Raw genomic sequence first — 13,165 nt, forward strand, 5'->3', positions numbered from 1 at the left:
AAGGAGAGCATATGACCAGGATGCGTCATCTTACCCACTGTTTACTCTGTGTATTGTGCATGGCCTATGGCACGCAGGCCAGCGCCGATATTGTCCTGTCCGGTACCCGAATTATTTATAAAGAATCGCAGAAAGACGCCTCTATTCGTATGGAGAATAAAGGAGAAAGACCGCTGCTGGTACAAAGCTGGCTGGATAACGGTAAAGATAACGAAGATCCCAGCACCATTCAGGTTCCCTTTACCGTGACGCCTCCCGTTTCGCGCATTGACGCCAAACGCGGCCAGACGGTGAAATTTACCTATACCGGCAGTATTGCGCTGCCCAAAGACCGGGAAAGCGTATTTTGGTTTAACGCGCTGGAAATCCCCCCCAAACCCAGCGAAGCCGATGCCAAAGGTAAGAACCTGCTGCAGTTAGCGTTCCGCACGCGCATTAAGCTGTTCTACCGCCCGGAAGGGCTGGCGGAAACATCATCAAAAGCGCCAGAGAAGCTAACCTGGCAGGCCAAAAAAGCCGCGACGGGCGCTGTCGTTCATGTCACTAACCCTACGCCTTATTTTGTCTCTTTCAGTTCCATCGCGCTGGAAAGCGCGGGCAAAAAATATGAAGTCGCGGCCACGATGGTTGCGCCGAAAAGCAGCGCCGATTTCCCCATCAAAGGGCTGAACACGCCGCCGTCGCCAGCCAGGCTTGAATACCACGCAATCAGCGATTTTGGCGGTGATATCAGCGGCAACGCCTCTCTGTAATTCATTTGCGGTTTTTTTCTTTACTGTGGGAAAGCTATGTCACGCGTATCAAAAAAATGCCAGATAACCCGGCTTGCCTGGGCTATCGCCTGCTGCATATTGACCTCCAGCCATTACGCCCGGTCCGAAGAAAACCTGGAGTTCGATCGGACATTCCTGATGGGCACTTCCGCAAACGGTATCGACCTGGATCGTTATGCTAACGGTAACGCGACGCTTCCCGGCACCTATGATGTGGGTGTCAGTGTAAACAATCAAACCGCGGGCAATATGCAACTGACGTTTATTGATATGGGGGATAAACGCAGCGCCAGAGCCTGTATTACACCATCCATGCTGATGCGCCTGCATATTCGCCAGCCGGAATACAAAGGCAACGAAGGCATTCTGCAAAAGCGCGACAGTGATATAGAAAACTGCCTGGACCTGGCCAAACTGATACCGCAGTCGTCAATCGAGTATAACGTCAACGATCAGCTACTGAATATTTCAGTTCCCCAGGCGTGGGAAGAGAAGATCTATAGCAACTATATCGACCCCTCCTTCTGGGAAGATGGCGTTAACGCAGCGATGTTCTCGTATAACGCCAACGCCTGGCACAATGAATATGCCGATGACTCCGACGATAGCTTCTACTCCGGCCTGAACGCGGGGATCAACCTCGGGGGCTGGCATCTGCGCTCACAGGGCAACTACTCCTGGCGCAACGATGAAGGCGGGTCTTTCGATCTGCAGCACAGCTACGTGCAACATGATATTCCGGCGCTGCGTTCGCAATTTGCCGTGGGCGAACAAGGGACTTCCGGCAATACCTTCGACTCAGTGAGCGTGCGCGGCGTTCGCTTATACAGCGAAACGTTAATGCTGCCGCCAGTCCTGGCCAGCTACTCCCCCAGCGTGCATGGCGTTGCCAGAAGCAACGCGAAAGTCACTATCACGCAAAACAACTATAAAATTTACGAAACCACTGTCCCACCGGGGCCGTTTGAGCTGACCGATTTTACTCCCGGCGGCTACGGCGCCGATCTGGTGGTCACCATTGAAGAAGCCGACGGCTCTAAACGAACCTTTACCCAGCCCTATTCCTCGCTGGTGCAAATGATGCACCCAGGCGTCGGCAGTTGGGATATGAGCCTCGGTGAAATTCAGCAAGACGATCTGGTCGAAGCGCCAATGCTGGCGCAGGGCACCTTTTATTACGGCTTCAATAACACCTTTACCGGCTATACCGGTTTTCAGATCACCGATAACGACTACTATGCCGGTCTGCTTGGCGTGGGTATGAACACCGTCCTGGGGGCTTTCTCCCTCGATGTGACGCATTCGCAAACCACCATACCCAATATAAAAACCTATACCGGCCAGAGTTACCGTATCTCGTGGAATAAATTCTTCGCGCCAACCAACACCTCGCTGAACATCGCGGCTTATCGCTATACCACCAAAAACTACCTCAGCCTGACTGATGCGATGGAGCTAATCGATAGCGCGAAGCATATGACGCACGATGAATACCAGAACATGAATAGCTATAGCCGACTGAAAGATCAGGTCAATTTGAGTATGAACCAGTCATTACGCGACGGTAAAAATGACTATGGTTCCTTTTACCTGACCGGGACATGGAGCCGCTACTGGGTCACCAATGATAGCCAGAGCAGCTTTTCATTCGGCTACAGCAACAGCTTTAAGTGGGCAAGCTACAGCGTTGGCATTCAACGTTCTTACGATGAGGAAGGCGAGGAAGACGACGCTATCTACCTGACGCTGAACGTCCCTCTCGACAAACTGTTTGGTAAAGAGTCGGGCAGCGGCGGTTTCAACTCGCTGAGCAGCTCGGTGAACAGCGATCTGAAAGGCAACGATCAGTACAACACGACGGTGAACGGCAACAGCAAAGATAATCGCTGGAACTACAGCGTGAACGCGGGCTACAACCGGGTGAATGGCGATCAGAACCTCTCCACCGTCGGCACCTATGCTTCGTATGAGTCGCCATGGGGCACCTATTCCGGTTCCGCCTCGGCCAGCAACGACCAGTCCCGTCAGTACTCGCTGAGCACCGATGGCGGCTTCGTCTTGCACCGTGGCGGATTAACCTTCTCCGGCGACGGCTTCAACGAAAACGATACGCTGCTGGTGGTGAACGCGCCAGGAGCGCAAGGGGCACGAATTGGCTATGGCAGCAACACCGTCGACCGCTTTGGCTATGGGGTCTTCAGCTCACTGACGCCTTACCGCGAAAACACCGTCTCGCTGGACATCAGCGAGCTGGATAACGATGTCGAAATGAAGAGCACCAGTACCACCGTTGTTCCCCGCCAGGGCGCGGTGATTTTCAGCACCTTTGAAACTGACCAGCGTCGTTCGGCAATCTTTAACCTCACGCGCAGCGACGGCCAGCCGCTGCCTTTCGCCGCCAGCATCTTTGATACCAAGGGTATATCGCTGGGCGCCGTTGGTCAGGGCGGTCAGGCGTTTGTACGCGGCGTGGAGGATGAAGGGGATATAGTGGTGCGCTGGACGGTGAAAAATCAGCCGCAGAGCTGTAAGGCACATTATCAACTACCGCAAACTGACGCAGACAAAGGGCAGATGCCCATCGTCAACGCCGCCGTTTGTCAAATAGAATAATCTCAGGAGGAGATAATGAGAGCGCCTTCTTACATCCCGGTTTCATTGGTCACGCTGCTCCTTCTGGCCGGTGAACTGCACGCGCAAAACCTGTCGGTCAACTTTGACGCCACGGTGGAAGAAACCACCTGCGCCATGACGATAACAGCGCTGGGAAGCGCGACGGCAAGCGGCAGCGTAGCCGACGGCTACACGCTGAATGTTCCTCAAATGACCGTGCTGGATATCATCAACCAGACTGCGAATACGGAAGGCAGTTTCAAACTTATGCCCGCCGAGTGTAATAACGAAATCGTCAGCATCGTGATGACCATTAGCGGCAACGTTAACCCCGGAAACATCTACTTTATCGATAACGATACCAGCATCAGCGGCTACGCCGAAAACGTCTCGATGGCAATTAAACCAAAAGGCGGTACCGACGGCCAACGCATCAAGCTCAATGGCGCTCAGAGCGTCACATGGACCAGCGATCAAATAACCAACGGAATGGATCTCTCCGTTTCATTCCGTCGCCTGACCACGGCTCCTCCCGTTGCGGGGGTATTTCAGGCTAACGCCACCTTCTCCTTTACCTATCAATAACAAGGACGTTCACGATGCCGCGTATTTTCTCACTGTGTCTGGCGCTGCTGCTCACGTTGAGCGGTCACCTCCTTGCAGCAGGCACCACGCAGCTCACCGTAAAAACGACGATAACCCCCAGTACCTGCACGACGCAGCTATACGATAGCAATAACCGTCCGGCCACGGTGATTGATATTGGCGACGTGTACGTGCCGGAAATCGTCAAAAAAACCAACGTAAAGCGCTTTTCACTCGTCTTTAGCGCCTGTGAAGGGCTGATAAAATCACAGGCGCTGGTGACGCTCAGCGGGCAGAGCGGCTGCGGCGGAACCGCGGGCAACGGCGCGGGCTTTAAAAATAGCCTGAGCGGCACCGACGCCGCCACCGGCGTGGCGGCGGAAGTCTGGACCACCGCCACGCCAGCGGGCGCGGGCAGCACCCAGCTCAACTGCAATACCAAACCCAAATCTACCGTTGATGTCAGCGGGGCGATAGATGATCAAACCGTTTCCTGGCCACTCAGCACCCGTATCGTCTTTGAGACAGGGAAAAGCATCGTCGACCTTCAGCCTGGCGCGTTTTCAACCCAAACCGTTTTTACCGTCGAGTATGAGTAACACCATGATGAAACGCTTACTTTCGTTGCTTGCTCCGGCGTTATGCGCCATACCGTTGCTCTGCGCGGCCGATACCAGCATGGAGATTAAGGCCAATATCATTAACCCAAGCTGCCAGATTAGTCTCGATAATAATGGCACGGTCGATCTCGGTACCGTAAGTCAGGACTATTTTGCCAACAATGAAACACCGGAAGATTTTCTGGCCGGCGGCAGAACGTTCTATATTGAGGTGAATAACTGCGCTTCCGTGGGCGGCAAAACGCCAACGCAAATCACTTTCCAGTTTGCGCCGCTGTCAGGCAGTTTCTCCCCCTATTCCGGGCAAATATTTGCTAACGAAGACAAAACCGGGCCAGATAACGTGGGGGTGGTGATTTTCTCCACTCACGACGAGCAAAATATCTTTAACGTGCTGAACACCGACGGCACGCCGCGCAGCGTTTATAACGTCACCCAAGCTGATTACACCAACGCAAAATATACGTTTTATGCCCGGATGCAAAAGGTGGTGGCTTCCCGCTCCGTTACCGGGGGAAAAATCAAATCCAGCGTGCTGGTTTCTGTCTATTATGAATAATTCAAAGGATAGCCGATGAGTATTTTTTCCAGCACCTCGCCGAAATGGATTAAGCGCACACTGATTCTGACTCTATCTTCAGTCGTGAGCTATATACCTCATGCTCTTGCCGATGGCCCTGCCACCTATATTGTCGGAAACAACGCACATACGGGTAGCTATGATCGCCAAGGGCCAACCGGAGAAGGCATTACCAATACCACGATATCACTCACCGGAAACCAAACGGTTATTTTCTACAAGTCCAGCACGTTACAGCCGAGCAACGTCTCTACATGGGTAACTAACTCATCCAACAGCGGCTCAAACAACGGCACAATTTATTGTACCACCAACGAGGGAGCGACAGGCGCAGATCTTGTACTGGAAAATAATTTTCAGGATTCAGGTTTGGTCTATGGCGGACATAAATTACTGAAGACAAATATCCAGGGGCTCTATTTCACCTACAGTATAGCCAATATGGGTTCCTGGAATATAAGCTTTACCCCCAACCCATTATACGTTGGAGATTATTCAGCCCCCGTATCACTCATTGAACACGATAAGAGTGGTGGTAGCGGCTGCGCTGACCAGAAAACAGGGATGGGTTATAAACCGATTGGCGGTTTTACCGGTGGGGCAACAATTACCTTTTATAATGACGCCACATTTGACCCTAAGGGCGCAGAAACGATTTCGCTGTTAAACAACGGCGGGTATTCCTACCGCATCTACAACCCAAATCCGGGGCCGGGCATTATTTCTTATCATGATACCTATACCATTTCGACCAGTAACTTTAAGATTTCGCTACCAACCTGTTCGGCAGCTGTTCTGGGCGGTGATAACTCTAGCGGAACAACAGTATCAATGGGAGCTTTCAGCCCAAACGATATTATCAATGGCGCAAAACCGGTTCCGTTTAGTATTGAGCTCAGCGGCTGCAGTCGGGTACGCAATATCGCCGTTAAACTGACCGCCGGAACCACCGGCAAAGATCCCACATTATTGGGAAATACCCTGATATCAGGAAAAGCCGATGGCGTGGGGCTGCAAATTAAAGGGCTGGCTAATAGCGTCAGTGATGAAATGGTGCTGATTCCGAACGACGACACTTCCGTTTATCAGGACTATGAAGAGGAGACCGATACTTCATCCGGCATCGGCGGTACCGGGGGGACTATTGTCACTACCACCCAAAGCCTGAAATTCAACGCAACGCTAAAACGCGACAGCAGTGCGAAAATACTGTCCGGCAAATTTTACGCCACCGGCGTATTTTCTATCACCTACCCTTGACCTTTGAACGGCAAATCCTGGTGTCTCTCGCCGCCGGGATTTGCCCATAAAGGGCTAACACTCTCCCTCCTCTTCCCCTACAATGCGGCCAATCTATTTGTTTTTATGATGGCCGGAGAGGTTATGAGCAAACCCACTACTATCGCCCTGCTGCAGAAATGCAAACAGGAAAAAAAGCGCTTCGCGACGATTACCGCCTACGACTATAGCTTTGCCAAACTGTTCGCCGATGAAGGCATCAACGTGATGCTGGTCGGTGATTCGCTGGGCATGACCGTCCAGGGGCACGACTCCACCCTGCCGGTGACCGTTGAAGACATCGCCTACCACACCCGCGCGGTACGCCGTGGCGCGCCGAACTGCCTGCTGCTGTCCGATCTGCCGTTTATGGCTTACGCCACGCCGGAACTGGCGTTTGAGCACTCTGCTACGGTGATGCGCGCCGGTGCCAACATGGTCAAAATCGAAGGCGGCGCATGGCTGGTGGATACCGTGAAAATGCTAACCGACCGCGCCGTACCGGTCTGCGGCCATCTGGGGCTGACGCCGCAGTCGGTCAATATTTTTGGCGGCTACAAGGTACAGGGGCGCGGCGACGCAGGCCAGGTGCTGCTGGACGACGCGCTGGCGCTGGAAGCGGCAGGGGCACAGCTGCTGGTGCTGGAGTGCGTGCCGGTTGAGCTGGCAAAACGCGTCACCGAAGCGCTGTCGATTCCGGTGATTGGTATTGGCGCGGGTAACGTCACCGATGGACAAATTCTGGTGATGCACGACGCGTTTGGCATCACCGGCGGCCATATTCCGAAATTCGCCAAAAATTTCCTTAGCACGGCGGGCGACATGCGCGCCGCAGTGCGGCAGTATATTGCTGAAGTGGAGTCCGGCGTTTATCCGGGCGAAGAACACAGTTTCCATTAAGGAGTCAAGGTGTGTTGATTATTGAAACCCTGCCGCTGCTGCGCCAGCATATCCGTCGTCTACGTCAGGAAGGCAAGCGTGTCGCACTGGTTCCCACCATGGGCAACCTGCACGACGGCCATATGACGCTGGTTGAAGAAGCGAAAACGCGCGCGGATGTGGTTGTTGTCAGCATCTTCGTCAACCCGATGCAGTTTGACCGCCCGGAAGATCTGGCGCGCTATCCGCGCACGTTACAGGAAGACTGCGAGAAGCTAAACAAGCGTAAGGTTGATTTTGTTTTCGCCCCGTCGGAGAAAGAAATCTATCCGCAGGGACTGGAAGGCCAAACCTATGTTGACGTTCCCGGCCTTTCCACCATGCTGGAAGGCGCCAGTCGTCCAGGCCACTTCCGCGGCGTCTCGACCATAGTCAGCAAGCTGTTTAACCTTATCCAGCCTGACATCGCCTGCTTTGGCGAGAAAGACTTCCAGCAACTGGCGCTGATTCGCAAAATGGTCGCCGACCTGGGCTACGATATCGAGATCGTCGGCGTGCCGATTATCCGTGCTAAAGATGGCCTGGCATTAAGCTCACGCAACGGCTACCTGACGGCAGAGCAGCGTAAAATCGCCCCGGGTCTGTACAAAGTCATGAGTCGTGTAGCCGAGAAGCTCAAAGCGGGCGAACGTGAGCTGCCAGAGATCATTGCTATCGCCGAGCAGGAACTGAACGAGAAAGGCTTCCGCGCCGATGATATTCAGATTCGCGACGCCGATACCCTGCTCGATCTCACCGAGAACAGCAAACGCGCGGTGATCCTGATGGCGGCGTGGCTGGGCCAGGCGCGTCTGATTGATAATCAGAGCGTAGAGCTGTAACGTCGGCGTGATAATCGCCAGGTAGGCCGGATAAGGCGTTACGTCGCCATCCGGCCTACGCAAAATCGTAAGCAGGCTTAATCGCATATGGACACCCGTCAGAAATCGGGCAATACTGCCTGCGAAATTTCTCAAGGCAGTCAGAAGACTGCTTTGTATCCGTTAAGAATTAAAGGTAGACGCTATGATTCGCACTATGCTGCAGGGCAAACTTCACCGCGTTAAAGTGACGCATGCAGACCTGCACTACGAAGGTTCCTGCGCCATTGACCAGGACTTCCTCGACGCAGCCGGTATCCTGGAAAACGAAGCCATTGATATCTGGAACGTGAACAACGGCAAGCGCTTCTCCACCTATGCCATTGCGGCGGAACGCGGCTCTAAAATTATCTCCGTCAACGGTGCGGCGGCGCACAACGCTGACGTCGGCGACATCGTCATCATCGCCAGCTTCGTGACCATGAGCGACGAAGAAGCGCGTACCTGGCGTCCGAACGTGGCCTATTTCGAAGGCGACAACGAGATGAAGCGCACCGCCAAAGCGATTCCTGTTCAGGTTGCCTGATCCTCTCTGGCGCGCCGCTCACGCGGGGCGCCAGCTTATCCCTGCGGTTGGTTACTGATTAGCCGCGACATAGTCTCCAGCGAATCCGTCCGCAGAATATACAGCCTTTTAAGCAACATCGGGTTATCCCCCGGCTTCACCTTCCCTTTCACCGTCGTCACCGCCAGCTGAAAACCGGCATCTTTCGCCGCCTTCACCGCCGTCGCGTTATACCCGCCAAACGGGTATGAAAGGAACAACACGTACGGGTTAAACTGTGCCAGAGCCCGGCGTGAACGTTCAAAATCAAACAGAATATTGTGGTAGCTGCGGCTGAGCAGTATGGGCCGTCGATAACCGTCGACACGATGCAGAAAATGCGTGTGCGACTGGAAATCAAAGACGTCCTTAATCTCCTCCAGCTCGGAAACACTCATAAACTGTAGCGACTTCGGCACCCACTTCTGTGGGTGGCGCTTAATGCGCGATGAGATGATAAACGCGGTGGCCTTAAAGCCGTACAGCTTGAGTATCGGGTAGGCATAGCGGCTCACCGACTTCAGACCATCGTCAAAGGTAATAACCACCGCGCGCCCCGGCAGATTTGCGCGGTTATGCACATAGTCATCCAGCTGATACATCGTCAGCGTGGTATAGCCCATATCGCGCAGCCAGGTCATCTGGTTACTAAAGGCGCGTACCGAGGTGGTGGTCGAGGTGTGACGAAAGCGGGTGTTCTCTTCATCGCGCAGAATATGGTGATAGGTGATGACCGGAATACCGTTATCAACCTGCGCATCAAGCGCGCTGATATAGGCCAGGCGTTCACCGATACGGATCTGGTACCAGGTCTGATTCAGCCGATCTTTGAGTTTATTGACCACCGGATAGCGCAGGTTCTCTGCCAGGGTACCGAACGGCGCGCTCCCCACATCCGGCGCGTTATATACCGGTGTATCTTTCCAGGTGATCACATTCTGATTACTGAGCGGCTTGTTCAGATCTCCTAGCCCATCCTCCACGCGCTGCCGCCCCTGCACGGGCTCAAGGTGGCCTTTGTCAATAAATCCTTTCCCGAAGCCAAAGCTAAATGTGTAGTAATCTTCGGCGCCCGGCTCAATGGCAATAATCTGCCCGGCGCGCAGATTACCGACCGTCTGGGTTTTATTGCCAATGCGTGCCCAGACCGTCGCGTCCTCAGTGGTTTGCATATAACGGGCAGGCAAAGCGGCGCTCACGCCACCAGCGAGGAAGAGCAGAAGAAAAACAACCGAGCGTATAGCCATGAGCAATAACCGAAGCGGGAACCGACTTCGCTATTGTAACAAAAGTGCGATCAATACCAATGTTTAAGGCTTATACAAATCATGGAGCAGTATAAATGGCGGATTTTTTTGCTGTTGGTGCCACAGGCTCGTCACACCGGGCGTTCCCAGCTCAACAATACGGTTGCGGAAGTCGCTACTGCTGAGCGTATCCCTCAGAGAAACCATTCTCTCAATCAATGAATACTGAATCCCCGCGATCACCTCACAGCCGCTGTGCTTATGGCTCATCAGCGAAGCAACGCGATAAGGCGCGGACCCGGCATTGTCGGTCAGAAAAATGACGCCGTCGCCGGAGTCGGTTTGATGCAGCGCATCACACATCATCCGGCTCAGCATATTGGCGCTTAATCCACGCCAGTAATTTACCGCCCGGCATTGCGGTAGCGGCCCGAACTTTTTTTCCAGACGATCCAGCAGTTCCTGTGCGCGATCGTCATGGCAGGAAATCACCCAACCTAACATAGCTTGCCTCCTTAGCAGGCAAGTAGTTTAGCGGAGTGATTGATAAAGAGGGGTGATGACTGTCAAAGAATACTTCCCGGCAGACGCTGTCTGCCGGGAAATTACGCACAATCAGCTGCGCAGACCGCGCCCGCGCTGAATGAGATACCAGCACAGCATGTAGAAGGCGATGATAAACACCACCAGCACGCCAAAGGTGGTGGCCAGCGGCACATCGTTAATACCGAGGAAGCCGTAGCGGAAGCCGCTGATCATGTAGACGATCGGGTTCAGGTGCGACAGCCCCTGCCAGAACGGCGGCAGCAGCGTCAGCGAGTAGAACACGCCGCCGAGATAGGTCAGCGGCGTCAGCACGAAGGTCGGGATCAGGCTGATATCATCAAAAGTTTTCGCAAACACCGCGTTCAGCAAACCGGCCAGCGAGAACAGAATCGCCGTCAGGATCAACGTCAGAGCCACAAAGACCCAGGAGTGCACCTGGAACGGCACGAAGAACAGCGAAACCGCCGTCACCAGGATGCCCACACACAGACCACGAGCGACCCCACCGCCGACAAAACCGGCGATGATCACGTGCGTCGGCACCGGCGCAACCAGCAGTTCTTCGATATTGCGCTGGAACTTAGCGCTGAAGAACGACGACGCCACGTTGGCATAGGCGTTGGTAATAACCGCCATCATAATCAAGCCCGGCACGATAAACTGCATGTAGGTAAAGCCGTGCATTTCACCAATACGTGAACCGATCAGGTTACCGAAGATAATAAAGTACAGCGTCATGGTGATAACCGGCGGCACCAGCGTCTGCACCCAGATACGCATAAAGCGATGGATCTCTTTCGCCCAGATACTTTTCAGCGCGACCCAATAAAGCTGCATCATGCGCGATCTCCTTGTTTTTCATGAACCAGCGAAACAAACAGCTCTTCCAGACGGTTCGCTTTGTTACGCATACTCAGCACCTGAATGCCCTGGGCGCTCAGTTGGCTGAAGACGCTGTTAATCCCCTGCTCGCGCAGTACTTCCACTTCCAGCGTTGAGGTATCGACCAGGTTGTACTGATAACCTTCAAGCTTCGGCAGCGGGCTTTTCGGCGCCAGATCGAGAATAAAGGTTTCCGATTTCAGCTTGGAAAGCAGCGCCTTCATCGAGGTGTTTTCCACCAGCTCGCCGCGCTGAATAATGCCGATATTGCGGCACAGCATTTCGGCTTCTTCCAGATAGTGAGTGGTGAGAATAATGGTGGTGCCTTTATCGTTGAGATCCTTGAGGAATCCCCACATGGAACGACGCAGTTCGATATCCACGCCCGCGGTCGGCTCATCGAGGATCAGCAGCTTCGGCTCATGCATCAGCGCACGCGCGATCATCAGACGGCGCTTCATACCGCCGGAGAGCATTCGCGCGCGTTCGTTGCGTTTTTCCCACAGATCGAGCTGCTTCAGGTATTTTTCGCTGCGAATAACCGCTTCTTTACGCTCAACTCCGTAATAACCAGCCTGATTCACCACAATTTGCTGCACGGTTTCAAACGGGTTGAAGTTGAACTCCTGCGGCACCAGCCCGAGCTGACGCTTGGCGTTGACCACGTCTTTTTGCAGGTCGTAGCCAAAGACGCTGACACGCCCGGAGGTTTTATTCACCAGCGAGCTGATGATGCCGATAGTGGTGGATTTACCCGCGCCGTTCGGCCCCAACAGCGCGTAAAAATCTCCGGCTTCCACTTTCAGATCGATCCCACGCAGCGCTTGCACACCGCCCGGATAGGTCTTCGTCAGTTGCTCTAATTCCAGTGCAATGGTCATAGATTTTCGCTTACCTTACATTCCGATACTTGATATTGGGTTTTAATAAATCAGGACTTGCCCTATATTAACCCAACGAAAATTACTGGGTTACCGCTTCCATGAACGACATAGATACACTCATCAGCAACAATGCACTATGGTCAAAGATGCTGATAGAAGAGGATCCCGGTTTTTTTGAGAAACTGTCGCAAGCGCAAAAACCGCGCTTTCTATGGATCGGCTGTTCCGACAGCCGCGTTCCCGCCGAACGTCTCACCGGTCTTGAGCCTGGCGAACTGTTTGTTCACCGTAACGTGGCAAACCTGGTTATCCACACTGACCTCAACTGCCTTTCCGTGGTGCAGTATGCCGTTGATGTACTGGAAGTTGAACACATAATTATCTGCGGCCACTACGGTTGCGGCGGGGTACAGGCGGCGGTAGAGAACCCGGAGCTGGGCTTAATCGACAACTGGCTGCTGCATATCCGCGATATCTGGTTCAAACATAGTTCATTGCTGGGCGAGATGCCGCAGGAACGTCGTCTGGATACGTTATGTGAGCTGAACGTGATGGAACAGGTGTATAACCTGGGGCACTCCACCATCATGCAGTCTGCGTGGAAGCGCGGCCAGAAAGTGATGATTCACGGTTGGGCCTACGGTATTCATGACGGCCTGCTGCGCGATCTCGATGTGACCGCCACCAGCCGCGAAACCCTGGAGCAGCGTTACCGCCACGGGATTTCCAACCTCAAGCTAAAGCATATCAATCATAAGTAGCGCAGGGATTGCCGGGTGGCGGCTAACGCCTTACCCGGCCTACAAGCCTGCGC

At 53.7% G+C, this 13,165-nt stretch carries 14 protein-coding genes; 10 read left to right on the forward strand and 4 right to left on the reverse strand.

What is annotated here, in order from left to right; translation table 11 throughout:
- Positions 1–11: 11 nt before the first annotated feature.
- The 9 genes from GY169_RS19290 (at position 12) to panD (ending at position 8,774) form a co-directional block, all read left to right on the forward strand.
- Positions 12–752 carry a fimbrial chaperone gene (locus GY169_RS19290; protein ID WP_167576734.1) on the forward strand — a complete coding sequence of 247 codons (741 nt, stop codon included), beginning with the start codon at positions 12–14 and terminating at the stop codon, positions 750–752.
- Between the two features lie 36 nt (positions 753–788).
- Entirely contained in the window at positions 789–3,386 is a 2,598-nt protein-coding gene (locus tag GY169_RS19295; RefSeq protein ID WP_167576736.1) for an outer membrane usher protein, read from the forward strand.
- Between the two features lie 15 nt (positions 3,387–3,401).
- Positions 3,402–3,971, forward strand: coding sequence for a fimbrial protein (locus GY169_RS19300; protein WP_167576738.1), 570 nt, complete (start codon positions 3,402–3,404; stop codon positions 3,969–3,971).
- A 14-nt stretch (positions 3,972–3,985) separates the two neighbouring features.
- A complete protein-coding gene (locus tag GY169_RS19305) occupies positions 3,986–4,570 on the forward strand; it encodes a fimbrial protein (protein WP_167576740.1) in 585 nt (194 codons plus the stop codon).
- 4 nt (positions 4,571–4,574) lie between these two features.
- Positions 4,575–5,150, forward strand: a complete 576-nt coding sequence (locus GY169_RS19310; RefSeq protein WP_167576742.1) for a fimbrial-like protein — start codon at positions 4,575–4,577, stop codon at positions 5,148–5,150.
- A 15-nt stretch (positions 5,151–5,165) separates the two neighbouring features.
- The gene (locus GY169_RS19315; protein WP_167576744.1) at positions 5,166–6,431 is read left to right on the forward strand and encodes a fimbrial protein; all 1,266 of its coding nucleotides are present in this window, start codon (positions 5,166–5,168) and stop codon (positions 6,429–6,431) included.
- Between the two features lie 123 nt (positions 6,432–6,554).
- Entirely contained in the window at positions 6,555–7,349 is a 795-nt protein-coding gene (gene panB / locus GY169_RS19320; RefSeq protein ID WP_167576746.1) for a 3-methyl-2-oxobutanoate hydroxymethyltransferase, read from the forward strand.
- 11 nt (positions 7,350–7,360) lie between these two features.
- Positions 7,361–8,209, forward strand: coding sequence for a pantoate--beta-alanine ligase (gene panC / locus GY169_RS19325; protein ID WP_167576748.1), 849 nt, complete (start codon positions 7,361–7,363; stop codon positions 8,207–8,209).
- 184 nt (positions 8,210–8,393) lie between these two features.
- Complete coding sequence (panD, locus tag GY169_RS19330; RefSeq protein WP_035891933.1) at positions 8,394–8,774, forward strand: aspartate 1-decarboxylase; 381 nt, start codon at positions 8,394–8,396, stop codon at positions 8,772–8,774.
- A gap of 35 nt (positions 8,775–8,809) precedes the next feature.
- Here the strand turns inward: panD and GY169_RS19335 are convergent, their stop codons facing one another.
- The 4 genes from GY169_RS19335 to GY169_RS19350 all read right to left on the reverse strand — a co-directional run bounded on the left by GY169_RS19335 (position 8,810) and on the right by GY169_RS19350 (position 12,348).
- On the reverse strand, positions 8,810–10,039 hold the full coding sequence (locus tag GY169_RS19335) for a polysaccharide deacetylase family protein (protein ID WP_167576750.1): 1,230 nt from the start codon (positions 10,037–10,039) through the stop codon (positions 8,810–8,812).
- Between the two features lie 63 nt (positions 10,040–10,102).
- The gene (locus GY169_RS19340; protein WP_163448029.1) at positions 10,103–10,543 is read right to left on the reverse strand and encodes a PTS sugar transporter subunit IIA; all 441 of its coding nucleotides are present in this window, start codon (positions 10,541–10,543) and stop codon (positions 10,103–10,105) included.
- A 111-nt stretch (positions 10,544–10,654) separates the two neighbouring features.
- The gene (locus tag GY169_RS19345) at positions 10,655–11,425 is read right to left on the reverse strand and encodes an ABC transporter permease (protein WP_167576752.1); all 771 of its coding nucleotides are present in this window, start codon (positions 11,423–11,425) and stop codon (positions 10,655–10,657) included.
- Positions 11,422–12,348 (reverse strand): ABC transporter ATP-binding protein, encoded by a 927-nt coding sequence (locus GY169_RS19350; protein WP_163448031.1) that lies wholly within the window; start codon positions 12,346–12,348, stop codon positions 11,422–11,424. Before GY169_RS19350 ends, GY169_RS19345 begins: the two co-directional genes overlap by 4 nt.
- Before the next feature lie 101 nt (positions 12,349–12,449).
- On the opposite strand from GY169_RS19350, the gene can reads away from it, so the two are divergent.
- Entirely contained in the window at positions 12,450–13,112 is a 663-nt protein-coding gene (gene can / locus GY169_RS19355) for a carbonate dehydratase (protein ID WP_065356543.1), read from the forward strand.
- Positions 13,113–13,165 lie beyond the last annotated feature (53 nt).

It is taken from the genome of Kluyvera genomosp. 3, from assembly GCF_011765685.1.
GTDB classification, from domain to species: Bacteria; Pseudomonadota; Gammaproteobacteria; order Enterobacterales; family Enterobacteriaceae; genus Kluyvera; species Kluyvera georgiana_A.

Excerpts from the sequence above, each read along its gene's own strand:
- GY169_RS19340 (WP_163448029.1), bottom strand. The coding sequence starts at position 10,543 with ATGTTAGGTTGGGTGATTTCCTGCCATGACGATCGCGCACAGGAACTG.
- GY169_RS19310 (WP_167576742.1), top strand. The coding sequence starts at position 4,575 with ATGATGAAACGCTTACTTTCGTTGCTTGCTCCGGCGTTATGCGCCATA.
- panB (WP_167576746.1), top strand. The coding sequence starts at position 6,555 with ATGAGCAAACCCACTACTATCGCCCTGCTGCAGAAATGCAAACAGGAA.
- GY169_RS19315 (WP_167576744.1), top strand. The coding sequence starts at position 5,166 with ATGAGTATTTTTTCCAGCACCTCGCCGAAATGGATTAAGCGCACACTG.
- GY169_RS19290 (WP_167576734.1), top strand. The coding sequence starts at position 12 with ATGACCAGGATGCGTCATCTTACCCACTGTTTACTCTGTGTATTGTGC.
- GY169_RS19295 (WP_167576736.1), top strand. The coding sequence starts at position 789 with ATGTCACGCGTATCAAAAAAATGCCAGATAACCCGGCTTGCCTGGGCT.
- can (WP_065356543.1), top strand. The coding sequence starts at position 12,450 with ATGAACGACATAGATACACTCATCAGCAACAATGCACTATGGTCAAAG.
- GY169_RS19335 (WP_167576750.1), bottom strand. The coding sequence starts at position 10,039 with ATGGCTATACGCTCGGTTGTTTTTCTTCTGCTCTTCCTCGCTGGTGGC.
- GY169_RS19345 (WP_167576752.1), bottom strand. The coding sequence starts at position 11,425 with ATGATGCAGCTTTATTGGGTCGCGCTGAAAAGTATCTGGGCGAAAGAG.
- GY169_RS19300 (WP_167576738.1), top strand. The coding sequence starts at position 3,402 with ATGAGAGCGCCTTCTTACATCCCGGTTTCATTGGTCACGCTGCTCCTT.
- GY169_RS19305 (WP_167576740.1), top strand. The coding sequence starts at position 3,986 with ATGCCGCGTATTTTCTCACTGTGTCTGGCGCTGCTGCTCACGTTGAGC.
- GY169_RS19350 (WP_163448031.1), bottom strand. The coding sequence starts at position 12,348 with ATGACCATTGCACTGGAATTAGAGCAACTGACGAAGACCTATCCGGGC.
- panD (WP_035891933.1), top strand. The coding sequence starts at position 8,394 with ATGATTCGCACTATGCTGCAGGGCAAACTTCACCGCGTTAAAGTGACG.